This is a genomic window from Labrys sp. E2SS-1L (genome assembly GCF_057073705.1).
Genome location: NZ_CP172712.1, coordinates 4,141,228 through 4,165,617, shown reverse-complemented (window position 1 = coordinate 4,165,617; position 24,390 = coordinate 4,141,228). Strand labels below are relative to the sequence as shown.

Annotated in this window: 24 protein-coding genes and 1 tRNA gene; 19 read left to right on the top strand and 6 right to left on the bottom strand. The window is 59.0% G+C overall.

Annotation, left to right across the window (positions count from 1 at the left end; all coding sequences use genetic code 11):
• Positions 1 to 151: 151 nt before the first annotated feature.
• Entirely contained in the window at positions 152 to 916 is a 765-nt protein-coding gene (locus ACIGJE_RS19485) for an outer membrane protein (protein ID WP_483678489.1), read from the bottom strand.
• A 300-nt stretch (positions 917 to 1,216) separates the two neighbouring features.
• On the opposite strand from ACIGJE_RS19485, the gene ACIGJE_RS19480 reads away from it, so the two are divergent.
• From ACIGJE_RS19480 to ACIGJE_RS19445, 8 genes are all read left to right on the top strand, one after another.
• The gene (locus ACIGJE_RS19480; RefSeq protein ID WP_483678487.1) at positions 1,217 to 2,050 is read left to right on the top strand and encodes a hypothetical protein; all 834 of its coding nucleotides are present in this window, start codon (positions 1,217 to 1,219) and stop codon (positions 2,048 to 2,050) included.
• A 162-nt stretch (positions 2,051 to 2,212) separates the two neighbouring features.
• Entirely contained in the window at positions 2,213 to 2,728 is a 516-nt protein-coding gene (locus ACIGJE_RS19475) for a hypothetical protein (protein ID WP_483678486.1), read from the top strand.
• Positions 2,725 to 2,958, top strand: a complete 234-nt coding sequence (locus ACIGJE_RS19470) for a hypothetical protein (protein WP_483678484.1) — start codon at positions 2,725 to 2,727, stop codon at positions 2,956 to 2,958. The genes ACIGJE_RS19475 and ACIGJE_RS19470 overlap by 4 nt, the downstream gene beginning before the upstream one ends.
• Positions 2,955 to 3,857 (top strand): hypothetical protein, encoded by a 903-nt coding sequence (locus ACIGJE_RS19465; protein ID WP_483678483.1) that lies wholly within the window; start codon positions 2,955 to 2,957, stop codon positions 3,855 to 3,857. Before ACIGJE_RS19470 ends, ACIGJE_RS19465 begins: the two co-directional genes overlap by 4 nt.
• Entirely contained in the window at positions 3,854 to 4,627 is a 774-nt protein-coding gene (locus tag ACIGJE_RS19460; protein ID WP_483678481.1) for a head maturation protease, ClpP-related, read from the top strand. Before ACIGJE_RS19465 ends, ACIGJE_RS19460 begins: the two co-directional genes overlap by 4 nt.
• Positions 4,627 to 5,784: a phage baseplate assembly protein gene (locus ACIGJE_RS19455; RefSeq protein WP_483678480.1), complete on the top strand. Its 1,158-nt coding sequence runs from the start codon at positions 4,627 to 4,629 to the stop codon at positions 5,782 to 5,784. Before ACIGJE_RS19460 ends, ACIGJE_RS19455 begins: the two co-directional genes overlap by 1 nt.
• Before the next feature lies 1 nt (position 5,785).
• Positions 5,786 to 7,876 carry a hypothetical protein gene (locus tag ACIGJE_RS19450; protein WP_483678478.1) on the top strand — a complete coding sequence of 697 codons (2,091 nt, stop codon included), beginning with the start codon at positions 5,786 to 5,788 and terminating at the stop codon, positions 7,874 to 7,876.
• A gap of 64 nt (positions 7,877 to 7,940) precedes the next feature.
• Positions 7,941 to 9,677 carry a hypothetical protein gene (locus ACIGJE_RS19445; protein WP_483678476.1) on the top strand — a complete coding sequence of 579 codons (1,737 nt, stop codon included), beginning with the start codon at positions 7,941 to 7,943 and terminating at the stop codon, positions 9,675 to 9,677.
• A 57-nt stretch (positions 9,678 to 9,734) separates the two neighbouring features.
• Here ACIGJE_RS19445 and ACIGJE_RS19440 read toward each other — a convergent pair whose 3' ends face one another.
• On the bottom strand, positions 9,735 to 10,061 hold the full coding sequence (locus tag ACIGJE_RS19440; RefSeq protein WP_311945207.1) for a DUF3892 domain-containing protein: 327 nt from the start codon (positions 10,059 to 10,061) through the stop codon (positions 9,735 to 9,737).
• Between the two features lie 659 nt (positions 10,062 to 10,720).
• Between ACIGJE_RS19440 and ACIGJE_RS19435 the strand changes: the two genes are divergently transcribed.
• The gene (locus ACIGJE_RS19435) at positions 10,721 to 11,809 is read left to right on the top strand and encodes a hypothetical protein (RefSeq protein ID WP_311945209.1); all 1,089 of its coding nucleotides are present in this window, start codon (positions 10,721 to 10,723) and stop codon (positions 11,807 to 11,809) included.
• A gap of 122 nt (positions 11,810 to 11,931) precedes the next feature.
• Here the strand turns inward: ACIGJE_RS19435 and ACIGJE_RS19430 are convergent, their stop codons facing one another.
• Positions 11,932 to 13,035: a tyrosine-type recombinase/integrase gene (locus tag ACIGJE_RS19430; RefSeq protein ID WP_483678474.1), complete on the bottom strand. Its 1,104-nt coding sequence runs from the start codon at positions 13,033 to 13,035 to the stop codon at positions 11,932 to 11,934.
• A gap of 295 nt (positions 13,036 to 13,330) precedes the next feature.
• Here ACIGJE_RS19430 and ACIGJE_RS19425 point away from each other — a divergent pair, with 295 nt between their 5' ends.
• The 3 genes from ACIGJE_RS19425 (at position 13,331) to ACIGJE_RS19415 (ending at position 14,354) form a co-directional block, all read left to right on the top strand.
• On the top strand, positions 13,331 to 13,639 hold the full coding sequence (locus ACIGJE_RS19425; RefSeq protein ID WP_483678473.1) for a helix-turn-helix transcriptional regulator: 309 nt from the start codon (positions 13,331 to 13,333) through the stop codon (positions 13,637 to 13,639).
• 100 nt (positions 13,640 to 13,739) lie between these two features.
• Positions 13,740 to 14,015 (top strand): type II toxin-antitoxin system RelE/ParE family toxin, encoded by a 276-nt coding sequence (locus ACIGJE_RS19420; RefSeq protein ID WP_483678472.1) that lies wholly within the window; start codon positions 13,740 to 13,742, stop codon positions 14,013 to 14,015.
• A 30-nt stretch (positions 14,016 to 14,045) separates the two neighbouring features.
• On the top strand, positions 14,046 to 14,354 hold the full coding sequence (locus ACIGJE_RS19415; RefSeq protein WP_483678470.1) for a HigA family addiction module antitoxin: 309 nt from the start codon (positions 14,046 to 14,048) through the stop codon (positions 14,352 to 14,354).
• 76 nt (positions 14,355 to 14,430) lie between these two features.
• On the opposite strand, the gene ACIGJE_RS19410 is transcribed toward ACIGJE_RS19415, so the two are convergent.
• Positions 14,431 to 14,718, bottom strand: coding sequence for a helix-turn-helix domain-containing protein (locus ACIGJE_RS19410; protein ID WP_483678468.1), 288 nt, complete (start codon positions 14,716 to 14,718; stop codon positions 14,431 to 14,433).
• A 101-nt stretch (positions 14,719 to 14,819) separates the two neighbouring features.
• On the opposite strand from ACIGJE_RS19410, the gene ACIGJE_RS19405 reads away from it, so the two are divergent.
• The 4 genes from ACIGJE_RS19405 (at position 14,820) to ACIGJE_RS19390 (ending at position 16,583) form a co-directional block, all read left to right on the top strand.
• A complete protein-coding gene (locus ACIGJE_RS19405; RefSeq protein WP_483678466.1) occupies positions 14,820 to 15,008 on the top strand; it encodes a hypothetical protein in 189 nt (62 codons plus the stop codon).
• A 7-nt stretch (positions 15,009 to 15,015) separates the two neighbouring features.
• Positions 15,016 to 15,090: transfer RNA gene (locus ACIGJE_RS19400), tRNA-Arg, on the top strand.
• A gap of 153 nt (positions 15,091 to 15,243) precedes the next feature.
• Entirely contained in the window at positions 15,244 to 15,642 is a 399-nt protein-coding gene (locus tag ACIGJE_RS19395; RefSeq protein ID WP_483678464.1) for a helix-turn-helix domain-containing protein, read from the top strand.
• On the top strand, positions 15,531 to 16,583 hold the full coding sequence (locus ACIGJE_RS19390; RefSeq protein ID WP_483680286.1) for a tyrosine-type recombinase/integrase: 1,053 nt from the start codon (positions 15,531 to 15,533) through the stop codon (positions 16,581 to 16,583). Before ACIGJE_RS19395 ends, ACIGJE_RS19390 begins: the two co-directional genes overlap by 112 nt.
• A gap of 892 nt (positions 16,584 to 17,475) precedes the next feature.
• Here ACIGJE_RS19390 and ACIGJE_RS19385 read toward each other — a convergent pair.
• Positions 17,476 to 17,823: a GCG_CRPN prefix-to-repeats domain-containing protein gene (locus ACIGJE_RS19385; RefSeq protein ID WP_415084031.1), complete on the bottom strand. Its 348-nt coding sequence runs from the start codon at positions 17,821 to 17,823 to the stop codon at positions 17,476 to 17,478.
• A 113-nt stretch (positions 17,824 to 17,936) separates the two neighbouring features.
• A complete protein-coding gene (cysG, locus tag ACIGJE_RS19380) occupies positions 17,937 to 19,364 on the bottom strand; it encodes a siroheme synthase CysG (protein ID WP_415084029.1) in 1,428 nt (475 codons plus the stop codon).
• Positions 19,365 to 20,288: 924 nt separating this feature from the next.
• On the opposite strand from cysG, the gene proS reads away from it, so the two are divergent.
• The 3 genes from proS to ACIGJE_RS19365 all read left to right on the top strand — a co-directional run bounded on the left by proS (position 20,289) and on the right by ACIGJE_RS19365 (position 23,868).
• Positions 20,289 to 21,608 carry a proline--tRNA ligase gene (gene proS / locus ACIGJE_RS19375; protein WP_311935053.1) on the top strand — a complete coding sequence of 440 codons (1,320 nt, stop codon included), beginning with the start codon at positions 20,289 to 20,291 and terminating at the stop codon, positions 21,606 to 21,608.
• A gap of 265 nt (positions 21,609 to 21,873) precedes the next feature.
• Complete coding sequence (locus ACIGJE_RS19370) at positions 21,874 to 23,169, top strand: lipoprotein-releasing ABC transporter permease subunit (protein WP_311935051.1); 1,296 nt, start codon at positions 21,874 to 21,876, stop codon at positions 23,167 to 23,169.
• Between the two features lie 3 nt (positions 23,170 to 23,172).
• Entirely contained in the window at positions 23,173 to 23,868 is a 696-nt protein-coding gene (locus ACIGJE_RS19365) for an ABC transporter ATP-binding protein (RefSeq protein WP_483678461.1), read from the top strand.
• Positions 23,869 to 24,390 lie beyond the last annotated feature (522 nt).

Genomic DNA, 24,390 nt, shown 5'->3' with positions numbered 1-24,390 from the left:
TCCATGATCGGACACACGTGAGGGCGGCGGTTCGCCCCCTCAATCGTGTTCAACGTGGCACGCGCTCGAATCCGTCGTTGTCTCGTGAAATTTATGTTCGACGGGGGCGGTCTGCCGGCCCAGACATCAGCAGGCGCACTCAGCTACGCGATCAGAACTTGTAGTTGACGCCGAGGCGCACAATCTGCCCGGTGACATCCTGCGAGTACCGCTGAGAAAATGGCGGGTTCAGGGGAGTAGACAGGGCGCTACTCTTCACCTTGCCGAGGTCAAAATAGAGGTATTCGGCCTTCACGGTCCAAGCGTCGGTAATAGCATATTCGAGGCCCGCTCCGAGTGTCCAGCCGACCTTGGTGGCGCTATCGGAACTGCCGTAGAAATTGCCAGTGAATTGTTCATTGTGCGCGACGTCAACTTTGCCATACGCCAAACCGCCTGTGACATAAGGCAGAAAGCGGTCGAACGCATACCCCACACGTGGACGGACGGTTCCAAACCACTTGATGGAGGATGACTGGCGATAGGTGAATGGGTCGAAGTATCCGGCCGGGGACCGCGTCGTGGATTTATCTTTCATATCAGAATAGTTGAAGTCGGCCTCGATGCCGACAACAAACTGGCCGATCTGATGATTGTATCCAACTTGAGCGCCGCCAACAAAGCCGTCGACCGACAGGTCCTTCTTGCCGAGCGCGACCGGGTAATAAGGATCCCAGGCGGGGCCGCCGAGGCCATCTAGGGTAGCATCATCGTTGTTCCAGCCATACCCGGCGTTCACACCAACGTAAAAGCCAGTCCACGAGAACGGGGCGGCCATAGGTGCAACGGGCTCAACAGGAGCCGGAGCAAGGTCTGCGGCCATAGCCGCGCCGGAGAGGCACACAAGAGCAGAAGAGGCGATGAGGAGCTTGCGCATGGCTACAATCCAAATGCAGTTCACCATCCATAACTTCGAAAGCAGACGAAATCCGTTGCCAATTAGCAACATTTCGAAAAAATTCTCTGTATTAAAACTTGAACAACGAGATATTGTAGCGAAAAATGTACTGAATGTTAGAATATCGATAACTAAAACCCTAAATAAGCCGCAATCGAACAATATAATTTTAGAATGTCTCGCCGCGCTCAAGAGGAGCGCCTGCCCGACCAAAAGTGAAGAGCCCGGCTAGGGCCAGTGTTTGTTTTTCTTCCAACATCCAGAAAGGAATTCGCCCGCATGGCGGATGATTTTTCTATTCTCGTTGCCGCTAACGACAACGAACCAGGCGAGTGGACGCTCCCAGCTCTCCAGCGAGCGGCCCATGGAAAGCTCATGGCTGCGGTAGAAGATAATGAGCGAGCGGCCCGCACACTCGGCAGGATCTACAAGATCTTCCAGGGTGACTTTGTCGTGCCAGAACAATCCCTGCCAAAGGCACCCAAGCGCGTTTCCAACAAAGAGAAGCCTGAGCCCGACTATGCCACGACGCCCAGCCTGTGGCCGCGTGACAGTCGTCTCCGCGACATGATCGAGTTCGCGAGAGAAGATGATCCCGATCGAGATGAGAAGGACCGGGCCAAGATCGCTTCCATTGATATGAAAGTGGTGAAGCGAGAGTGGCGCGACCCACATACCGGACAGGTCTCCGAGATCTACGTCGGCCTTTATCGCAAGGGGAAGAAGTGGCTCGAATACGGTGATTTCTGGGGCGATGTGCGCAAGTCAGAGGCAGAACCGAAATTCCGTAACGCTCGTGTGACTGCGAGCAGAATGGATCTTGCGGACATGGACAATATAGACCGTGGCATCTTCGCCGCCATGTTGGGCAGCGACCATTTGGACACGGTTGAGCGCTTCATGCGCAGCGAGACCATGGGCGACATCGGCACCGCGGCCGGCTTTTGCGGCAAACAGGCGGAAGCGGTCGGCAAGGATCGGATCAGGACTATGGTTCGGCGAGCACAGGAAGTCTTCGCCTCGATCGAGAAGGCAAGGAAAACCGATTACCCCTGGCAGGTGGATCCAGTTGTTGCGATGCATTTCCCCAAGGACAGGCGTCGCGCCGCATGAGGTGAACCTAAATCGACGTTTTTTCGGCATTTATAGAGGAAGGCAGTTCTTCGTCGTCCTGCCTTCCGTCCTTATGGATGGGGCAAACCTTCAGGACCGCCTGGCGAAAGCCGGGCGGTTTCTTTTTGGTCCCTAAAATCTTCAAACGGGGGAAAATAGCTGATGGCCAGCGTTGGACGTCTGGTCGAGATCATCGACACAACACTGAATTTGAGAGGATCGGCGCTGTACCAACGTAAGCGCCTGGTCGAGGCCGGCGTCATTCAGGGCAAGCAAGGCCCAGGCGGTGACACGCCACTTACCGACACAGCCATGGTGTTGGCTGCCGTTCTTGTCGGCACGACCGCCACGACGCGCCCGGACATCATGCGCAGCTATATGGCACTGCATGCCCCTGACGGCCAACGCTTCGGCGACGCTCTTGCCGCCTACCTGGCCGCTCCGCACGACCTCCTTGAGCTAGCCATTGACGCCATCGCTCCAGCCGCCGCGATCCGACACAGGGACGCGACCGGCAACGTGACCGAGACGCTTTTTCTGTCCGAAGAGGACACCCCACGGCCAGGCTTCACCCGCATGGCTGTCCTGACTGCCAACACCTTCACTGAGCTTGCCGAAGCTATCCGGCAGGCGCCCCCAGCCAGAAAGCGCCGCAGACGGCGCCGGAGATCCGTATGAACGACACACCCACCACCACCGACATCGTCGATGATGACGCCACCCTCGCCATCGTCGCCGTCAGCGCGGCCATGGTAGCGTACGCCGAGGCAACTCCCGCGGAGAAGCGGGTGATGCTGAAAGGCGCAAAGGCCATTCTCTCTATCTATGGCGCCCATCAGGATCTCGACGCCCACGCCGCGAAATGGCGCGGCGCCGTTGCCAAGACCACGGCGGAGAACGTGCAATGAAAATCCTGAACATTATTTCGGACGTTCTGCGCGCCAAGAAGGCGCCCGACTCCACCAAACTGGCCGAGTTGCTGGCGCAGACCGAAGCCGAGACCGCCTCGGCTCGCCAGCGCCTGGGAGAGCTTGAGGCAAAGCGGCCTGACATGGCCATTGCCGATGAAGCCGACCGTCGCCGATATCGTGGCGACTTAACCTCGACCCGCGATGATGTCGCGGACGGCGAGGCTGCTATCGAGGCCCTGCGCACCCGGCACGCCGCCGCAGTGGAAGCCGAAGCCGAGGACGGTAGGAAGGCTGCTTTCAAGGCCGCGAAGACCGAGGCCGACAAGCTGCCGGGGTTGATTGGCGAGTACGACAAAGCTGCCCAGGCCGTACGCGACGTCATCAGGCGCATTGCCGCGATCGACGTTGTAGTGCGGGCCGCCAACGAGGATCTTCCCGCCGATACCGCCCGCATCGCAGACTCTGGCACGCTCCGCGGAATCCCCGCTGAGCGCGAAGAGGTGATCTCCGAAAAGCTCGTTGAGCTTTGGGCACGACCGGGCGCAACAGAACCCATGGGGGAGGCCTACCAAAAGAACGTCATCGTTGACCGGGACGGCCGGGGCTACGTCAGCCATACCGGGGGCGCGGTGAATCTCACCAAGATGCGTTGTGCGCGCCGCGAGGTGAAGAAATCGACCACGGGCGTGGGCGCCACTGGATTCCACGAGGTGAATTTGCCGGCCGCTTATGCGGACGCGACCGCAATCTTCGTGATGCGCAACACCCAGGGTGTCGTTGCCCCCAATGCCATTGTCGCCGCTGCTGACGCTGCCATCGAAGCAGGCCGGGCGGGGCGCAAGAAGTCCGATCGCCCTGTTGTCGTTGAAATCGTGCCTATGAGGAATGCCGCGTGAACGAAATCTGTATTTTCGAGGGGATCGGCATCGACCCCGAAACCGGTCAGGGGCTGACGGCCAAACAATTCGATTCTTCCTTGAAGGCGCTGGGATCACCCAGCGCCTTCTTGCTGCGTATCAACAGCCCCGGCGGCAGCGTCTTCGACGGCATGGCGATGTATTCCATGCTCAAGGCCAGCCGAGCCAAGATTACGGCCCGGATTGAAGGAATCGCGGCGAGTGCCGCGAGCCTTATCGCGATGGCGGCGGATCGTATCGAGATCGCCGAGAATGCATTCATGCTGATCCATCAGCCGTACACCACGGCGACGGGCAGTGCGGATGACCTCGCCACCGCTGCCGATGACCTTGAGAAGATGAGCGCGCAATACGCTGCCATCTACGCCGCCCGGTCCGGCCAGCCGATCAAGGCGGTGCGCGCCCTGATGGATCAGGATCGTCTTATGGACGCTGCCGAGGCCGTGGCGTGTGGCTACGCCGATGCCCTGGCCAGCGACACCGGCGCCCCCCCGAACATGTCGGCATTGCCGCGCAAGCATAGGGCGACCATCCAGGCCGCTCGCCGTGATCGTTCGCACGGATGGGATACCGCCATCGCTTTGGCGTATGGCAAACGCAAGCCAGTGTTGCAGCGAGATAGGGCCGTCGGCGCCTCTTGGGAAAGGGCCATTGCCAAGGTAGCCGGCGAGCGTGGCTTCAGTACCAGCAGCGAGGCTGTTGGCGACGGTTGGGATCGAGCGATCTCCAAAGCATTCGGGAAATGCTGATGCCGAAACCGCAAGAAACCTGCACGGTCACGATCAACGGCCGGGAATTTCGGGATTGGGAATCGGTGCAGTGTTCGATTGCCCATGGAACGGCGACGAGGGTTGCCGTTCTCACCGTCACTGAAGCACCCGGTGCCAACGGTGCGATAGGGCAAGCACTCCAGATCAAACCCGGGGACCAAGCGACAATTACCCTTGCCGGGCAGTTATTCCTGTCGGGCCGGGTTTACGAGCGCCAGGCGGCGATCGACGCGAACAATCATTCGGTACGCGTTGCCGTTGCCTCGAACGTACAGCCCACCACCCGCGCGTGTGTCCCTCTCAAGGACGGCAACTTCCGCAACTATAGTTTTCAGGCCATCGCCAACAAGGTGTTGTCCCCCCTCGGCATTACCCTCAAGACGAAAAATCCACCCACGGGCTGGGACAAGCCGTTCAAGAACATCAATACCGAGCCCGGGGAGACGGTCTGGAACCTGCTGGAACGGCTGTCGCGATACCGAGGCATTCGGCTCATCGACGACGAGAATGGCAACTTGGTTGCGCATGGCTCGGCGTCCAAGGAGTCAAAAGGCGGCCTGGTAGAGGGGCAGAACATCCTTTCGGCATCTGGTGCCATTCAATACCCCATCGACACCAGCGCAGACGTGGTTGGCAATCAGCCCGGCAGCGACACAGTTTCAGGTGACCAGGCGCGCAGCAGCGCGGGCAAATACGAAATGACTGGCGGATCGTACAAGGTTCACTCGGTAGTTCGTGCCGATATCCCGGTTGAGGGAGACGATGCGCGCCGGCTCGCCGAGTGGCACCAGACGTTGAGTGGTGCGCAGCAAGCTACGGTTCAAGTGGTGAGCCAGGGATGGCTTCTGTCAAACGGTGAGCTTCCCAAGATCTACGATTCAATCGATCTCGATATTCCGTCATTGATGATCAAGACGAGCGAATTGCCGGTCGCTGAGCTGCTTTTCTCGCAAGATCAGGGCGGCACAAAGACGACCTGGCTCTTCCAGAAAGTCTTGTCGAAGAATCCCGACGTTAACGGCTCGCCACCGCCCCAGACGCCGGCACAGGAAGCCACGCAAACCAACATCCAGCCCGGAACCCCGACCGTCGTCACGGACGGGCAGAAGGGCAATGAAACCGTGACGGTGAATTAATATGGCAGAGGAACTTGTTCTTCCAGCTTCGGTGACCGATCGCTTCAGCAAGCCCTTGCAGGACCTTCAGAAGAGACTGAAAGACTTTCGACCGTCCGACGGCATGCGCGCCGTCGAGCGGAACTTTCGGACTTTGCGAGATCAGATCAATCAGGCCACCCGCGCCATCAAAGACGCGGGCAACGGCCTTGCCGGCGGCATGGGACTGCCCGGGCTCTCGATCGGGGCACTTGGCGCGGCCGGTGCCATTGCGGCGCTGTCGGCGAATGTCCGGTCGTTCGCTACCCAGACCGTCGCTATGAAGAATTTCGCCCGCGACACTGGCATCGCTACGGGCAAGCTGAAGGAGTTGCAGGCGGTAGCGGCCGGTCTCGGCCTTGATTCAGACCAGATGAAAAATGCCGTGACGTTCGCGGCGCAGAACGCCGACGCCATGCGAAGGCACCAGGGCAACTTTCAGCAGTTGTCGGCGCTGGGTCCCGGCGGGCGCTCAATTGCGAACGACCTTGCCGGCACAAAATCGAACGACGAAGCGCTGGAAAAGATCTTCAAATACCTACAACAGCAGAAAGATCCCGCTCAGCGGCGCACCCTCGGCGAACTCCTGCTCGGTGATGCCGCTGCCGGCGCTGCCATTGGTAACGAGTCCTCTGCCGAGTTCACCTCACGCCGATCGGCGGCCCGCGCCTCGATCAGCCAACAGTCAAAGGACGACGAGGAAAAGGCGAAGGCGTTCTTGGATTCCACGGAGCGCGTCAGTGCTGCGTTGGATAAGATCAAGCTGAGCGTAGGCGGCGCTCTCGCGCCCAACCTGACGGCGGTTGCCGACGCCATGGCGGCCTTTGCCAACAATCACAGCGGTGACGCGGCGAAATTCTTCAACGGCGTTAGCGAAGCCTTGAAGGGCCACAATTGGTCGGAAGACGCTGCCGCTATCGCGGTGGTATTTGAAAAGACCAAGGCGTTTATCGACTATATGACGGGCCTGTCGCCCAAGATGGAGCAGTTCAAGAAGGACCGCGGATCGGCGGCAGACGGCGAGAATTATTCGCTATTTGGCAATACCCTCGGCGCTCGCAAAGGATCAATGTTTGATTGGCTCCTTCAGCACGCGCCGAAGTGGGACCAACTCGACGGCAAGCCCTTCATTGGCGTAACGCCGAAGTCGAGCGCGCCCGAGTCGACAAAGCCCGACTCATCGGCCCGCGACGATTACAGCCCGATCGCTTATAGGCCGGGTGCTCGCGCCGTCTTTAGCAATATGGCGCGCGCGCAGGATACCGTTGCTACCATCGCTGCCGGCGTCACGAAGGGTATGCAAGACTTCGCGCAGTCGCTGCAGGCTGGCGACGGTGGTGCGCCTGGCGCGGGCGGCGGCGGTGGAGGTGGCTTCATGAAGGCCAGCTATACACCGCCCACAGCCGCCAAGGCGGCCATCAACGGTATGCGCGCGGTCCGACAGTCCGTGGGCGTCACCACGCCGCAATACGATGCCGGTGCTCCCGACAATGGCGAGAAGCGTTTCGGCGGCTCTCGATCCTGGCGCAACCGCAACCCGGGCAATATCGAATATGGGCCGTTTGCTCGTTCGCATGGCGCCATCGGCTCGGACGGCAGGTTTGCGATCTTCCCTAGCGAGGATGTAGGCACCAAAGCGCAGGAAGCCCTGTTGTTCGACTCCAAGGGGTATCGCGACCTAACCCTCGGCCAGGCCATCGGTCGGTGGGCACCGGCTAGTGAAAACGACGTTGGCGCCTATTTGAAAGCCATGGGTGCCGATCCGAACACGCGCATGCGTGATTTCTCGCCAGCGCAGCGTCAGCAACTGCTTGCAGCCATGCGACGGCATGAGGGCTGGAAGGTCGGGCGCACTAACAGCCTGCCGCCCGCTCCGACGGCTAGCGCCGCTCCCAGGCCGTCGGCCTCCAAGTCCAAGGCCAAAGCGGATGCGGCCGCAGCTGGCAAGGACGGCCTGCATGGGCGTGTTTCGATCGACGTGAAGTCCAAAGACCACCCTGTCGATGCGAAGACCGACGGCTCGCCGCTGTTCCAGGAGTTGAGCATCAAGCGCGGGAATTTGATGAGCATCTGATGCCCAACCACTTCAATCTCAACACACAGCCCCGCTTCGGCGGGGCTTTTTTCATGGAGCGCCAATGACCGGCGTCGTTACCAACTTCGTTCCTAATACACTGGCGGCCGCGGCGAATATCAACGCAGCCTTTTTGCAGTGCTTCCCGGCGTCGAGCGTTACGGCTTTTTCCGAGACGCTGACCCTCAAGACCACGGCAGCGCAGTGGCGTACCGCGCTTGGCGTTGTTGCCGCCCCGGCCGCCGCCAATGACAATGAGGTGGCGCTGTTCGACACGGGCGCTGGCGCCGTGAAATCGAGCGGTGCCGTCTGGAGTCTCGTGGCCAAGACGAACGTGGCGCAGACTTGGACGGCGGCACAGACGTTTAATGCGGACACATTTGTTCCCAATCAGGTGGTCGGCGCCGGAGACGGAAAAGCCGCGAACACCAAATATGTCTTTGATTTCTTCAACAGCGTCTACAATGTTACGGTCCCGCCGTTGGCGTCTCCCAACTTCACCGGAGACCCGAAAGCCCCAACGCCGACCAGCGATGACAACGACACCAGTATCGCCACCACCGCCTTCGTCAAGGCCACCAACGGCAACTACGCTGGCATAAAGGCCGTCACCACAACATCGACGCTTGTGGCGGCCGACTACGGCAAGGCCATTCAGGCGTTTGCGGCAACGGCGATCAATATCACCCTACCGGCAAGCAACCCGTGGGCGGGCGCGGCGGGGCCGGCTCTCCACATATTCAACCACGGTACAGCGGCGTGCTCCGTACTGCGCCAGGGCAGCGACTTCCTGTATTGCCCGCCCGCCGGCCTTAACAGCGCTACGTCGCTGACATTGCAGCCCGGCCAGGACGTTATCCTGGTCAACCGCGGCACGACCGAATGGGACGTGGCCGGCGGCACATGGCTCGTCGCCAATACGGCCGTCGTGCCGTCTACGTCGATCACGGGGCTGGGCACGGCGGCGACCAAGAACGTTGGGACCGCGGCAAACAATGTCGTGCAGCTCAATGGCTCGGCGCAGTTGCCGGCTATTGACGGTAGCTTGCTGACCAACATTGCCGCTGTCTGGGCGCCGGGCACATTGTATGGCCTGACGCTCTCGCGTTCTGGAACGGCAACCGTCGGAATCGCTGCCGGCAACTGCCGCAACGAGGATTCAGGCACGGCGTTCAATATGACGCTGGCCGCGGCCACCACCAAGACGACAAGCGCCTGGGTGGCCGGCAACGGCAACGGCGGCCTGGACACCGGCACGATCGCCGCGAACACGTGGTACCACGTCCACCTGATCCGCAAGACCAGCGACGGGTCTATCGACGCCCTGCTGTCCTTGTCGGCCACGGCTCCGACCATGCCGTCTGGCTATGTTGCTCGGCGGCGGCTGGGGTCGGTGCGGACGGATGGGAGTTCGGGGATTGTCGACTTCATTCAAGATGAAGACGATTTTGCATGGGCTGCGCCGGTTACCGACAATTCGAGTGCGGCGTCATCTACGGCCGCACAGCTGGTCACGATGTCTGTGCCTCCGGTTGCCGGCATTGAAGCTGATTTCGAATTCAGCGGCGTCAGCAACACGTTTGGGCATATTCTGGTATCGCCCACGAACGTTCCAGATCTGGCTCCGTCCACCACTGGCGCACCCTATTTCACGGTCATCGCGGCGTCTGGCGACGGACGTGGCTATGCCAGGCTGCGCATGAAGACCGGCACAAGCGCCCAGATCCGGTACCGGAACGACACGGCTGCATCGACGACGGTCTATGTCACCACTTACGGCTGGCGTGACAAGCGCAGGTAGGCGGTGGGAGCGAGCGGTAGACAGGTGGGGAATACCCCACCTGTCGCTTATTCCGACTTACATGCGCAGGGCGTCCGACAACAACGAGACACGCGCATCGAACCGCGGCAAGCTGAGCAGGTTGTCCGGAATCAGACCGTTGGCCTGGCTCCGGATGCACCAGTGACCGTTGATGTATTCGGTATGAACGGGCGGCGGATACAGACCGCCACCCGAAACGAACCTCTCGCCACGGTTGATCCGTTCGGCGATCTTTTCTTTCGTCTCTACGTGGGAAACGCCATAGGCATCGACATACTTCACGAGGTAGATCGCCTCGATGTGATTGCGATTTTCGCGCGTCGCGATTTCAATGATGCGGTTTGGGGGTGCGAAAGGATCCATATTCGTAGTTCCTTAGGTTGCTGTTTAAGCCCTTTGGAGCTACTTTCCAGGTGCTTAGACTGTGTCGAGCCCTCGCGGGCAAGACGCAACACCAAAGGGCAGGTCGCGGGTCATCCGCTTCCTGCCTTTTTGTATCAACAATTTTTTGATTCGTAAGCTGAGGGTGCAACATTTGCATACCTCTCAACAGCTTCTTGATAACCGCGGTTGTTGGCTATGTCAAGCGGATATTACGCAGATAAGTCAGGCGGACAATACGAAGGCTGGTACGGCGCCAATTACGGCGTGCTCTGGGTCTGCACGATGCCGGAAGGCCGGTGTTGCAATAGCCCGGCAGTTCGATGTCGGCGTGAATGCCCTGCAGTGGCTCGCGGGTCAGAGCGCCCCAACGAGGAGGAGTGCCAACTCGTTTCCGAACCTCAATATAACGTACGCGTCACGTTAAAGTTGCATCCATGAACTTGAGCAAGCAAAAGGAGCATTCCGATTGCCCGCGCCTGCTTGCTCAGGAGGTGTCAGATTGAGCAGGTTCGTTTGGCGAATATATTCCGGGCGCGAACTACGATTGCTAATTGCCCCACATAACAATCGTAACGGATTGATCTGCTAGATTGGTTGACACGCCTCTCCACCAATGAATTCCTAGCACGGAGGGTGAAATGAAATTCTTGTTGCAGCGTGTTGTCGCGCTCTTAAGTGGCGCGACCATCTTGGGCCTATCTATTCCATACGCGTGGGCAGATACAGAGTGCGATGCAGTATATCAGAACGCTACCAGAGATTTAATTATAGATAATCAGGACCGATCATCACTTTTCAGCGTCTACGACAAATATTGTGACTCCAAGGGTAGTGTAAATAACACTTCAGTTGGAATAGGTATCGATGTAGTTGTCAAAAATTTGCCTATAAATTTTACAGGGAATTACGGCAACTCAAGTGAGGCAATATCCAATTTTTGTAAAAATTATAAAGAAGTAAGATTCTCAAATGAAAATAGCCAAGTCACAAAAAACACGGTTGTTGTCGCTGCGCTAGAAAATTATAATGAATGCAAAAAAATAATCTCTCAAGGCGTCAGTATAACCCACACGGCGGTAGGTCCCGGTGATATTATTTTTTCATTTCAACTAAAAAATGCTGTAACTGCATTCGAAATACAGGGTGTTTCTTTGGGGCCGAATATAACATGCGGAAGCACAACGTTATCTTCTGATAAAAAATGGCATTCTGTAGACGAAAAAACGCGAGCCTCTGTCAAATCAAACGCAAGTATTTCTTGCAAGAGATCTTCTACGGGTAGCGAAGAAAAGGTATATCCACTGTCTTGGGTTGGAATAAGTACAAATATTGGATCATATACTATTAACATGCTGGCGGATAGCATTGTAGGCGGAACTCTCGCTTCGGAATTAAACAATAAAATCGATACTTTAAAACAAAAGAATGATTCGAACGAAAGTCTTATTGTTAGTCAGCAAACGCAAATTACATCACTTCAGCAGGCTATTGATAAGATCCGAAACGGTACGAAATTTTCTACTTTTAAATTCTGGACGGGGGAATATGGTGGGACGACTGTGGAAGGTGGTGATAGGTACGACCCTCGCGATAATCCCGACCCTCAGGCAATTGGTCGCCGCTATTGTCCCGCACCGGCGGCCATGAATATCCAATTGATCCGCAATATCTCAGGAGGGTGCTGCGGGTATGCGTGGTATACTGGCACCTGCATATCTTATCAGTAGTTTCCAGATGCGGTCGCCACTATATCGCGAACGCGATATATGACGTGGAATTCGTCGTGACATCTTGCAGGTCAGCGAGACAGCACCCGGCCGCCCCAACACGGCCGGGGTTTTTGGGGGGCTCACTTCTTGAGATCAGTCCTCTTGCCCGTCCCCTTCGCCAGTTTCTTGGTCGCCTTAATGGGGTCTTCCCACCACTCCAGCGCTCGCCAGGAATCTGGCACCGGCAGCGTGTTGATGGCCTCGATCAGCGGCTTCTGCGGAACGTTCGTATAATGCCGACTCATGTCGTCAACCGCGTGGCCCAGGATCTGGTCCTTAATGTGCGGATGTACGCCGTTAACGACTAGCTGCGTCGAGACCGTATGGCGAGCCGTGTACGGCGAGATGCCCGGCACCTTGGAGCGCCTACGGGCTCCCAGGATAGCCGACTTCATCTGGCCGCCGCCTTCGTCCTTCTCTTCGTATGGAAGGCCTCGTTGCGTCCTGAAAACGCGGCCGCCGCGGCTCGTGAGAGCCTCCAGTAGCGGCGCGATAAACTCGTGCATCGGCACGCCGCGGGGCTCTCCTGTCTTGGTGTGCGACAACGAGATCCAGCGCCCAGGCACGTTAACGTCGGTGGCCTCCAGCATGAACGCCTCGATCGGCCGCATGCCAGTGTAGAACATAAAGGTCATAAGCATGCCAGCGGCTGGCGACATGGCTTCCACAAACTTGGCGGCCTGGTCGTAGGTCGTGGGCTTGCTGCCCGCCCTGGTGGGCTGAGCACGGATAACCCGTGGGCCCTTGGGCTTGCGTGGTCGCAACCACTTGCGGGCTGGCACCCACTGATTGACGGCAGCGTATCCCCATACAGCGATAAACGGCGTAAAGACCTGCCTGTTCACGGTCTCCGGGCTGCAGCTCGGATAGAGCGCTCGTCCTGCGGCTTCAAGGTCGACCTGCCGGATAGATGACAGGTCACGTTTGCCGAAGTGCTTCGATATCCGATCGACGAATCTAAGAGAGCCGCCGCGCTCGCCGTACGCCTTGGCGGCATCTGCAAAGGTGCGTGGTCCTTCCAGCAAGGAGTTGACTATTTCAGCCTCTCGAATGCGGCGATACCGGTTGGCCAGCTTCTTATCTCGCAGCCTTGTGGTCTCATAGACGGCTCGGCTCTCTTTGCCGGCGCCCACGGTGCCGCGGATGTACCAGACTTCGCCGCGTTGGATGAGCTTGAGGGGCATGGAAGCGCTCGTGGCAGACGTTGATCCGCAAAAACTGACATGAGTACTGACAGCACTCCTTCCCGAGGCGGGTCGCTAGATGCTGCATAGTTGACGTATAATTGAAATGATTCGCAATGATTCTGTTAAATAATTGAATCTATTTCTAGCAAAAAAGCGATTTTCGCATATTAATTATGCGATAGTCGACGCCAACACGATTCATGATACGTATCAACACGATTTATGATGCTGCGATTTCATAATTGAATTTGGGATTCTTTTTTAGAATTATTACTTTCATTTGGAGGTGAGCATGGCCGACGAAAACAAACTCATCCCGCGCCTACTGACCCGTAGACAGGCAGCGGCGTACTGCGGCGCGTCGATTCCAACGTTCAACAAGTGGGTTCTGGCCGGCGTTCTGCCGCAGTCAGTGTCGATTACGAACCGATGGGACCGGCTCGCACTCGACGCTGAGCTGAACAAGTGCAGCGGCATAGGCGACAATAGTCCGAAGGAAAGCGCCTTCGATAGGTGGGAAAGGCAAGAGCGTGAAAAAAAGGCGGCTAGGCCCCAACTGAGAACGTCGGACGGCGAGGTGTTCAGGCCGAAGTGGCGGTAGGCGGTCGGACGATCGCTAGTCCCGCTCACTGTGCCCACTCGCACAGGTCGTGTAAGCTAGCACTTGACATGTGTCAGCTATCGGCTTACATCTAGCTCACATGATCGAGACGTTCAAAAACAAAGAGTTACATGCACTTTGGGCCGGTGAACGATCGAGAATAGACACCAGAATGCACAATCGAATTCTTGTCAGGCTCGACCGCTTGGACGCTTCGACAGTCCCAGAAGATATGAATAATCCGGGATACAATTTTCATGCCTTACAGGGGTTCGTTCCGACCCGATACAGCGTCCATGTGAATGGACCTTGGTGCATTACTTTTGAGTTTAACGGAGGAAATGCCTCCGCTGTGGATTTCGAGCAATACCACTAAAATCATAAATCTTAGATAGGAGGTGTGTTCATGGCCATTCTTGCGGCCGTTAGGAACCCCAACCGTTGTCCGTCGCACCCCGGCGCGGCCATGGTTGATATTTTGAGTGATATCCCCATCAGCAGGGCAGAAGTTGCCCGAGGCATGGAGATCTCGCGCCAGCATTTGTATGATTTGTTGAATGGGGAGAAGCCGCTAACTCCGCCCGTCGCGGCGAAGGTTAGCGCAGCCTTTGGAGGCAGCATTGAATCGTGGTTGAGGATGCAGGCGGCATACGACGCTTGGCATGCCCAGCGAGATATTGATGTAAGCGGCGTCAGGCAACTTGTGCACGCTTAGTCGGCGTTTTTAAACTGAGCAAGGGGCCATCTTCGGATGGCCCCTTTTACTTTAGGAGTATGCGACGCTTCTGCCGTCACACTTCATTGGCAGAGGGATCTCCAAACTGCGTCGTGTCGTCTGTTCCGGTCTTGAGTGTCACACCGACGCCGGCCGATACCGTGCCGCCCTCTAGAAACTGAATGCCAGCTGACTCCAACGCAGAGCGGATAGCGGCAAGGTTGTTGGGCAGAGCCGCAGCTGGGCCAGCAGTACCTTCGATTCTTTTAATTGTGGGGACTGAGATGTTGGACGATCTAGCAAGCTCGCCCTGCGACATTCCAAGCAGCGCTCTGGCAGCAGCGATCTGTCTTCCAGTGATCATGAATGATACCTTTAGATAAAAATTAACCAAAGGGATTGACAGCCCCTCACGCTTATACGAAGGTATCACCACGATACTTTTGTCGCAAGAAGGCAGCCGCCATGACCGCACGCAAGGTTAACGAATCCACCGCACAGCCGATCGCCGCCAACGGCACAGCGCCTGTCACCTGGGCCGAACTCGCCAAGATCTTCCTGTATCTCAAGCTCATGTGGGACGACGAAAAAAAGCCCAGCCGGCTGTTCGGACACCTCGCGCAGGCCTGTCAGGAGATCGCGGAAGGTAAGTGATCCTATTGGCCACGTAGCTCAAGGGATAGAGCACCAGCCTTCTAAGCTGTAGATCCCGGTTCGATTCCGGGCGTGGCTGCCACCTTCCAGACTTTCCGTTCCTCGTCCGGCGCTCGATTGTGGCCGAATTGGGATTTTTAAGGGCGCGTCTCAGGCGACTGGCACGAAAGACTCGCGGAACTAGCGCGGAGTCCTACGCTGATCCTAGATTGAGTGGAGTTCATGAGAATGAGCAATGACCGCATTGCGAGCCCGCCTAATGCGCGCCGCCAATGACAATTCTGGCGGCCTCTTGGAGCTGCCTGCAGCCGCCGAGGCGCTGGGGATTTGCGTCCGCACGCTTCGCCGACACATCCAGGCGGGTGAACTCGCCTGCATCATTGTGGGGACCGGCCGGGTGCGTCTGAGGCGCATGATAGACCCCGCCGACCTCGAAGCGTTCAAGGACAGCCGCCGAAGGTACGAAGTGCCATGTCAGTCTATCAGCCCCGCAAGAGCCCCTTCTATCACTACGATTTCCAAATCCGTGGAGTTCGGTTCACCGGGTCTACAGGCTGCACTGCAAAGCGTGATGCTGAGCGGTTCGAGCGGGACGAGAAGGACAAGCGGCGAGCCGAAGCCAAAGCGGCATTAGCCGTCCAAAACGCTCCCATGACCTTTGCCGTGGCAGGGGCTCGCTATTATGTCGAGCACGGCCAGTACCTGAAGGGCGACGGTGCTAAGAACTGTAAATGGGCGATCGAGTGGCTGGATAGGGAGATCGGTTCACACACGCTCATTGCTCGCATCGACAACAACACGGTGGCGAAGCTTGTCGCGATCAGGCGAGGGCAGGGCGTTGCGCCAGCCACCGTCAACCGCAGCATGACCGAACAGCTTCAGAAGATCCTGAACCGCGCCCGCGACATGTGGGGGCAGACGGTGGCGCGCATTGACTGGAAGCGCCATAAGCTCAAGGAACCTAAGGAACGGGTGCGAGTCCTGTCAGGGTCAGAAGAGGTTCGTCTCTTCGAAGCGGTGAGAGAGGATTATCATCCGGTTATTCTCTTCGCGCTGCTGTCCGGCTGTCGCATGTGCGAGATCGTGCCGGGCAAGGAATTTCCTGGCCTGCAATGGAAAGACATTGATTGGGGCGCAAAGAGAATCACCGTGCTCGGCAAGGGCAGGGCGGTTGCCACCATTCCGATATCAACGGCACTTCGCGAATTGCTCTTTCCGATGCAAGGCCACCACGACGAATTCGTGTTCACCTATGTGGCGCAGCGGCGCGTCATGGGCCACACGAAGGGCGAGCGATACCCGATGACTCGTGAGGGCCTGAAATCTGAGTGGCGACGAGCCAAGCTCGACGCCGCTATCTTGGACTATCGCTTTCACGACAACAGGCACACCGCGGCAACCAACCTTCTGCGCGCAAGCAATTTGAAGGTGGTGCAGCGTCTACTTCGCCACTCCGACATCAGTACCACGGCGAAGTATGCCCATGCCCTGGACGACGATGTGCGCGCTGCGATGGATGGCGCCGCGGAGTCCCGGACAAAATCCCGAACCAAGCAAAAAGGAGGATCTAAGTAATTGATTTCTGGGCGTAATTTTCTGGTAGGCTCTGTGCCCCCCAGACTAGTGCGCTAACCGGGCTGCGCTACGCTCCGACGCTCATTGAGCGTGGGCTGAATAGGGTTTTTCGCTCTGATGCGCAAGCCCCGATTTCAGTTTCTCGTCATATGAGAGACATGAAATGCACAGGCCTGGCAGGCGGAAGCGCGCGCACCAGAAATATGAGGAAGAATTTCCCGCTATCTATGAATGCTCCGGCTGCCGCCATAGATTGCGGGAGGGGATCGCCTCTGGCGTGGAACGAACGTTTCCCGCGCTGCGTTTATACCGCGCTGGATTCGATCGAGGAGCGTGTGATGAGACAATGGGTTATTGCCGCTTATGCAGCAGCCATGGGCCTTGCTTCAGCGGGCCTTGCTGCTGCACCTGCTGCCGCCATGCCGTTGACGCCTGCGGCTGGCGCAGAAAATCCCTTGTTGCAAACGGTGGCGGATGGCTGCCCGCGTAACTATTATCGCAGCTATGGACGCTGTGTCCCCAACAGTCGAGGGTATCGGGGGCCGCGTTACGGCGACGCGCCGCGATATTATGTGCGTCCCTATTATGACAGTCCGGGCTACTTCGATGGCCCCGGCTATTACGATGGCCCGCGCTATTGGGCTGCTCCGCGCCGCTGCCCGCCCGGCAGGTATCCGGGTTTGTACGGCCGCTGCGTGTCCGGCTGGTGATCTCGGTTCGACAGGCCATCCGTAAGATCGTCCGCAGATGGACTTCCCCGGCGTGAGAGCACGGGTTTTCCTTGAAGCGGATGTCCCTGGTGGCCCCCAAAAAACCGGCAAGGACAGACCTTGCCGGGTTCGGTGAGACGGTGAAATCTCGTGCCGCCTGCTGGCTCGATGGGGCAGGTGGCTCAATAGGCCGGATGACAGGCGGCGCCACGGGGGCCGAGGCGCGTGCCCGGCGGACAGACGCGACCATAGCCGCTGCGATTAGCCGGGACCGACCCGCGGCGATAGACCGGTGGGCGGCCGTAATTGGGGGCAGGACGATAGGCCGGGGCAGGGCGGATACCGTAATTATTGGGTACGCAGCGACCCCAACGGTTGGGCGCATAGCCACGTCCACAACCATAGGCAACATTCTCGACGAGGCCGCTATCCGCACCGACGGCAGGGTTGGCCGGCATCGCCGAGGCACCGCTCGAGAAACCCGCAAAACCGATCGTGGCCAGGGCGGCCGCGAGAATCAATTTCTTCATCAAATGCTCCTGTCGTTCATTCGCCCGGCGGGCGCGCGAATCTGCGGCTCACCATTGGACCATGGTCGCAAACGTTTCCTTAACGGAAGCTGTACCGCGCAGACCGCTGCCGTTCAGCTTGGGCGGTCGGGTCTCGCCTCGGACATGGCCTGGCCGAACAGGATGATGCAGGGGCCGTCGAGCTGATTGGTGGCAAAAACGCCGGCCATTTCACCGATCGTGGTGTGAAAGCGGCGCTCGCGCACGTGGGTGGCATATTCCACGATGATGGCCGGCGTATCGACGGCCATGCCGGCCTCGAGCAGGCGCGTGGCGACCTCGGCGACGACAAGCTTGCCCATATAGATGGCGGTGGTGGCGGCCGGGTCGGCAAGCGACTTCCAATCGAGATCGTCCGGCAGCTTGCCGTTCTTGGCATGGGCAGTGATGTATTGCAGGCGTCGGGCATGGTCCCGATGGGTGAGGGAGACTTCAAGGCTCGCGGCAGCGCCGGACGCTGCGGTGATGCCAGGAATGACCTCGACGGCGACGCCAGCCGCGCGGCAGGCTGCGATTTCCTCGCCGGCCCGTCCGAATATCAAGGGGTCGCCGCCTTTCAGCCGTACCACGCGCTTGCCGTCCCTGGCCAGGGAGACCATGAGCGCATTGATATCGTCCTGCTTGCAGGACGGGCGATGCCCGCGCTTGCCGGTGATGATGCGCTCAGCCTCGCGGCGAGCGAAATCGAGCACTTCCTGCGAGACCAGGTCGTCGTGCAGGATGACATCCGCCGATTGCAGGGCGCGCACCGCTTTCAAGGTCAGCAGTTCCGGATCTCCAGGGCCTGCTCCCACCAGGGCGACACTGCCCAGTGCCGGATTTCTTTCCTGCTGTTCGATGCCGGCCAATAGGTCGGCGCGTTCGGCTTCGCCTGGCGTGCGGTCGGGATGCCGGAAGGCCGCATTGACGAAACGCTCCCAGATCGTCCTGCGGGCCTGCAGGGAGAGATCCCGCGCCTGCACCAGAGGGCGCCAGTTGCGGGCGGCCTCCGCCCATTTCTGGAAACCCGTTGGCAGCAGCATCTCGATTCGGCTGCGGATTGCCTGGGCGAAGACGGGAACGGCGCCGTCGGTCGAAATGCCCACCACCAGCGGCGAGCGATTGACCACCGCACCGAACTGAAAATCGCAGAAGGCCGGCCGGTCGACGATGTTTACCGGCGTTCCCACCCGGCGCGCGGCGGCGGCAAGGTCGGCGGCCTGCTCGTCGCCCTCGACGTCCGCGACGACGAGGGCGATGCCATCGAGGTCGGCTTCGTGCCAGGAGCGGGCGAGGTGGCGGACACTCGCGTCGTCGCGGGCGCATAACTGCGCCAGGGCATCGTTCGCTTCAGGTGCCGCGATGCGAACTTCGGCGCCGGTTGACGCCAGAAGCTCGGCCTTCCACAAAGCCGCCTGGCTCGCGCCGATGACAAGCACGGGTTTGCCGGTCAGGCGATAGAATACCGGCAATACCGCCAGCGGCGCGATGCGCGCGGGTTGCGAGACAGGGCTACGGCTCATCGATCTACAGGCTCAACGTGCTCAATACAGTCTGGGAGGCGCTGATAACTGCCGGCCTTCGCCTCAGTTCTGCCGCACGTCACACAGCCGTCAAAGGCTAAAGTAAATCGGTCGGGCAGACAATGCGAAGCGAAGCGGAGTTTGAGATCCGGCAGGTTCCTCCTGACCAAAACCGCCGTTCGATCCGGAGAAGTCTCTTTCGGAAAACCCGATTCCTCTCTGTGGCGCTGTCGCCATTGCGACGGAGGTTCGACCTATCCGACATTGTCACGCGGTTGTCATGGCAAGCCCGCATGATGCAACATGCCGTTACGCAAACGTCAGTGAAAAAAGGCGAGGCTCTCGCGAGCCTCGCCTTATTCTAGACCTCGTCCTAACCCATCTTCCTGAGACTTCCTTCACGCATCTTTGTGCTGTTTGAAGTGTCAGGACGGCTGCTCGACAACGGTTTGTTCACCGGCGGCGCCTGCGGGCTTCCTCCCAAGACTTGGACCCTGACTTCCTTCTACTCATCGCTGAGTTCGGATGCCCTGTCGTTGACGGGACGGACGCTAGACGAAGTTTTTTTGCTTGTCACGTCTTTGTGCAGCGATCGGCACAAAATTAATATCTTTGCTTAAAATTTGTGCGCGTCATTTCGCTAGGCTGCGCTGTTCGTGGGCAGGTTGATGAGCAGGCAGGTTGTATCGCACGGGGCATGTCGGGCGCGAAAACCGCCAAATAATGGCGCTTTTGCTGGTCTTACCCTTGTGTTTTTGCGAGGGATCGGGTCAAGCTGGCACGGACTGGCGATCGGAAGCGATTTGCCGGAGAGGCGTGCCGAGGTTTCGATCAGGCGCGCCTTTTTATCCTGAATCGCGATTTCGCCACATGTGTTACCCGGCGCAGCCAAGGTTCGCCGGCAGCTTGGAGAAGGTCTGTCCTATGCGTTTGAGCCGTTATTTCCTGCCTATTCTGCGCGAGACGCCGAAGGAAGCAGAAATTGTTTCCCATCGTCTGATGCTGCGTGCAGGCATGATCCGTCAGGAAGCGGCTGGAATCTACGCATTGCTGCCACTCGGCCTGCGCGTGGTGAACAAGATCAATACGATCATCCGCGAAGAACAGAATCGCGCCGGCGCCATCGAACTGCTGATGCCGACCATCCAATCGGCCGACCTGTGGCGCGAAAGCGGGCGCTATGACGATTACGGCAAGGAGATGCTGCGCATCAAGGACCGCCAGGAGCGGGAGATGCTCTACGGGCCGACCAATGAGGAGATGATCACCGAGATCTTCCGCGCCTATGTACGCAGCTACAAGGATCTGCCGCTCAACCTCTACCATATACAATGGAAATTCCGGGACGAGATCCGTCCCCGCTTCGGCCTGATGCGCGGGCGTGAATTCCTGATGAAGGACGCCTATTCCTTCGACCTCGACCAGGCCGGTGCGCAGCATTCCTACAACAAGATGTTCGTGGCCTATCTGCGCACCTTCGCGCGGCTCGGCCTGACGGCCATCCCCATGGTGGCCGACACCGGCCCGATCGGCGGCAATCTCAGCCATGAGTTCATCATCCTGGCCTCGACCGGGGAGAGCGAAGTGTTCTGCCATCGTGACTATTTGTCGATGGCGCCGCCTTCCGCCGGCACGGATTTCGACGACAAGGCCGGGCTGCAGGCGATCGTCGACCAGTGGACCTCGCTCTATGCGGCAACCGAGGAGAAGCACGACAAGGCTGCCTTCGACGCCCTGCCGGCCGACAAGCAGGTTTCGGCGCGCGGCATCGAGGTCGGGCATATCTTCTATTTCGGCACGAAATATTCGACGCCGATGAAGGCCGTCGTCGCCGGTCCGGACGGCTCCCTCATCCCCGTGCATGGCGGCTCCTACGGCATCGGGCCGACCCGCGTGGCCGGTGCGGCAATCGAGGCGAGCCATGACGAAGCCGGCATCATCTGGCCGGAGGCAATCGCGCCGTTCAAGGTCGGCCTGATCAACCTCAAGCCGGGAGACAGCGCGGTGGATGCAGCCTGCGGCGATCTCTACCTCCAGCTCGGCGCCAAGGGCGTCGATGTGCTGCTCGACGATACCGATGAGAGGCCCGGCGGCAAATTCGCCAAGATGGATCTGATCGGCCTGCCCTGGCAGATCATCGTCGGTCCCAAGAGCCTGGCGGAAGGCAAGGTCGAGGTGAAGAACCGCCGCACAGGCGAACGCCAGTTGCTGACGCCATCGGACGCACTCGTGCTGGTGAGCTGATCCTGTTTTGCCGCGGCCTGCCGGCCGGTATTATCGACGCCGCGAATGCCCAGGGTATTCGCGGCGTTTTTTCTTCTTATCAAGAAATCGACGTATTTACTTGAATTATAAAACTTAATCTCGATGTGTTTGTTGTGGCTGGGGTGGCTTTGCCGTGATTGGAGCGTCAAAAAAGCCGTGGCAAAGCGAGACATCGCTGAATTTTTGCCGTGCAAACGCCGCGATTCTCGCGGAGTAAGGGGCCTCGCGCCCCACCTGGAATGTCATGAACGCGTCTGCTTCAGCCACGACATCGTCGGAACCGACCGGAACGCCGCCCTTCTCCGCCTTCGAGTGGATGGTGGCGCTGCGCTATCTCATGCCGCACCGCAAGGGGGGGGTGGCTTCGCTGATTGCCGTCCTGTCCTTTCTCAGCTTCCTTATCGGCGTCGCTGCCCTCATCATCGTGATGTCGGTGATGAACGGCTTTCGCGTCGAACTGCAGTCCAAGATCCTCGGATTCAACGGCCATATCGTCGTCTCTCCCTATGAGACGCCGTTGACCGACTATGACGCGGTCACCAGTCGCATCGCCAAGGTGCCTGGTGTGACCCTGGCGGTCCCCTTCGTGGAAGGCCAGGTGCTGGTATCGTCGCCCTTCTCGGCGAGCGGCGCCCTGGTGCGCGGCATGAAGCTCGATGATCTCAAGCGCCTGCCCGGCCTTGCCAACAATATCAAGGACGGCACGCTGGACAATTTCGACCAGGGGCAGGGCGTGGTGATCGGTGCCAAACTGGCATCCTCGCTCGGGTTGCAGATCGGCGACGGCATCACTCTGATCTCGCCCAAGGGCGACCAGACCGCCTTTGGCACCACGCCGCGCATGAAGGTCTATCCGGTGGTCGCCACCTTCGAGGTCGGCATGTCCGATATCGACAGCGGCTTCGTGATCATGCCGCTGCAGGAATCGCAGGCTTATTTCAATCGCGACGGCGATACGACGGCGATCGAGGTCTATATCGAGGACCCTGACCACGTGCAGTCGGAGAGCGAGGCGATCAAGACGGCGGCCGGACGTCCCGTCTCGCTGGTCGACTGGCGCCAGCGCAATTCGGCCTTCTTCACGGCGCTCCAGGTCGAGCGCAACGTCATGTTCATGATCCTGCTGATTCTGGTGATCATGGCGGCGCTCGGGGTCGTTTCGAGCATGGTGATGCTGGTGCAGTCCAAGCAGACCGATATCGCCATCATGCGGACCATGGGCGCGACGCGTGGGGCGATGCTACGCATCTTCTTCATCACCGGCATGGCTATCGGTTTGCTCGGTACGATATTCGGCCTGCTGCTGGGGCTGCTGGTGTGCCGCTATATCGAGAACATCCAGGAGTTCATTTCCTGGCTATCCAACACGCAATTGTTCGCGTCCGAGATCTATTTCCTCTCGCGCCTGCCAGCCAAGACCGATCCGACAGAGGTGACCGTGGTGGTCATCACCACCTTGGTCCTGTGCTTCCTGGCCACGCTCTATCCCGCCTGGCGAGCTGCCAAGCTCGACCCGGTGGAAGCGTTGAGAGGAGGCTGAGCCATGAGCATGTCGGGTGAAATTCCGGCCCTCGAACTGCGAGGGGTCGAGCGCAGCTACCAGCAAGGTCCTACGGAACTGCATATTCTGCGGGGCGTCGACCTTATGGTGATGCCGGGGCAGTCGGTGGCGCTGATCGCGCCCTCCGGAGCAGGCAAGTCGACGCTGCTCCACACGGCCGGCCTGCTCGAGAGACCGGATGGCGGCGACGTGCTGATCTCCGGCTATTCAACCGCCGATCTGAACGATACGGGACGAACCCGCCTGCGTCGCAACTCGATCGGTTTCGTCTACCAGTTCCACCATCTCCAGCCGGAGTTCTCGGCCTTGGAGAATGTGATCCTGCCGCAGATGATCCGCGGCCTCTCGCGCCGAGAGGCGCGCCAGCGGGGGGAGGAGTTGCTGACCTTCCTCGGCCTTGGCCAGCGCTTCGGTCACCGGCCGAACGAATTATCGGGCGGTGAGCAGCAGCGAGTTGCCATCGCCCGTGCCGTCGCCAATGCGCCGCATCTCATCCTGGCCGACGAGCCGACCGGCAATCTGGATCCCGGTACGGCAGACCATGTCTTCGGCACGCTGACGGCGCTGGTACGCGCGTCCGGCCTGGCGGCCCTGATCGCGACCCATAATCTCGATCTGGCGGCGCGCATGGACCGTCGCGTTACCCTGCGCGACGGTCATATCGTCGAACTCGACTGACGATTGTGACAGCGGGAGCCCCGGTGCCACGGCAGCCTCGCAGTATGGTAAACGCTACCGAGGCAAAGCCAGGCGCAGCGCAGGCGTCTCCTTAAGTCTTTGAATAATCATGAGAATGTAGCGTTTCCAGTACTCTGGACGGAGACAGGCTGCGCCATGCGGGCGGAACATAAGAGCGACATAAGATGGCGGTTCGACGACGCCGTGCTTGACTCGGAACAAAACGTGAACAAGATGTCCTTATCGAAGAGAGGAGAACATCATGTTTACGCGTTTCGCCGAAGATTTCGCCGCCATTGCTTCGATGAGCCTGTTCCTGGTCATGCTCGCCATGTGGACGAGCTTCCTGAGCGGTGTTTAAGCCAGATTTGTCCACACTTGTCCACAGGCTCTCAACAAGCAGCGGTGGCGAAGATGTGACGCCGATGTGGCCATCGCCGGCCCGAGTACAAAGTCGGCTTTGGTGTCGGGCCGGATTGCCATACACCAAGGTGAGGGGCAGGCCGCGAGTCGCGCTGCCCG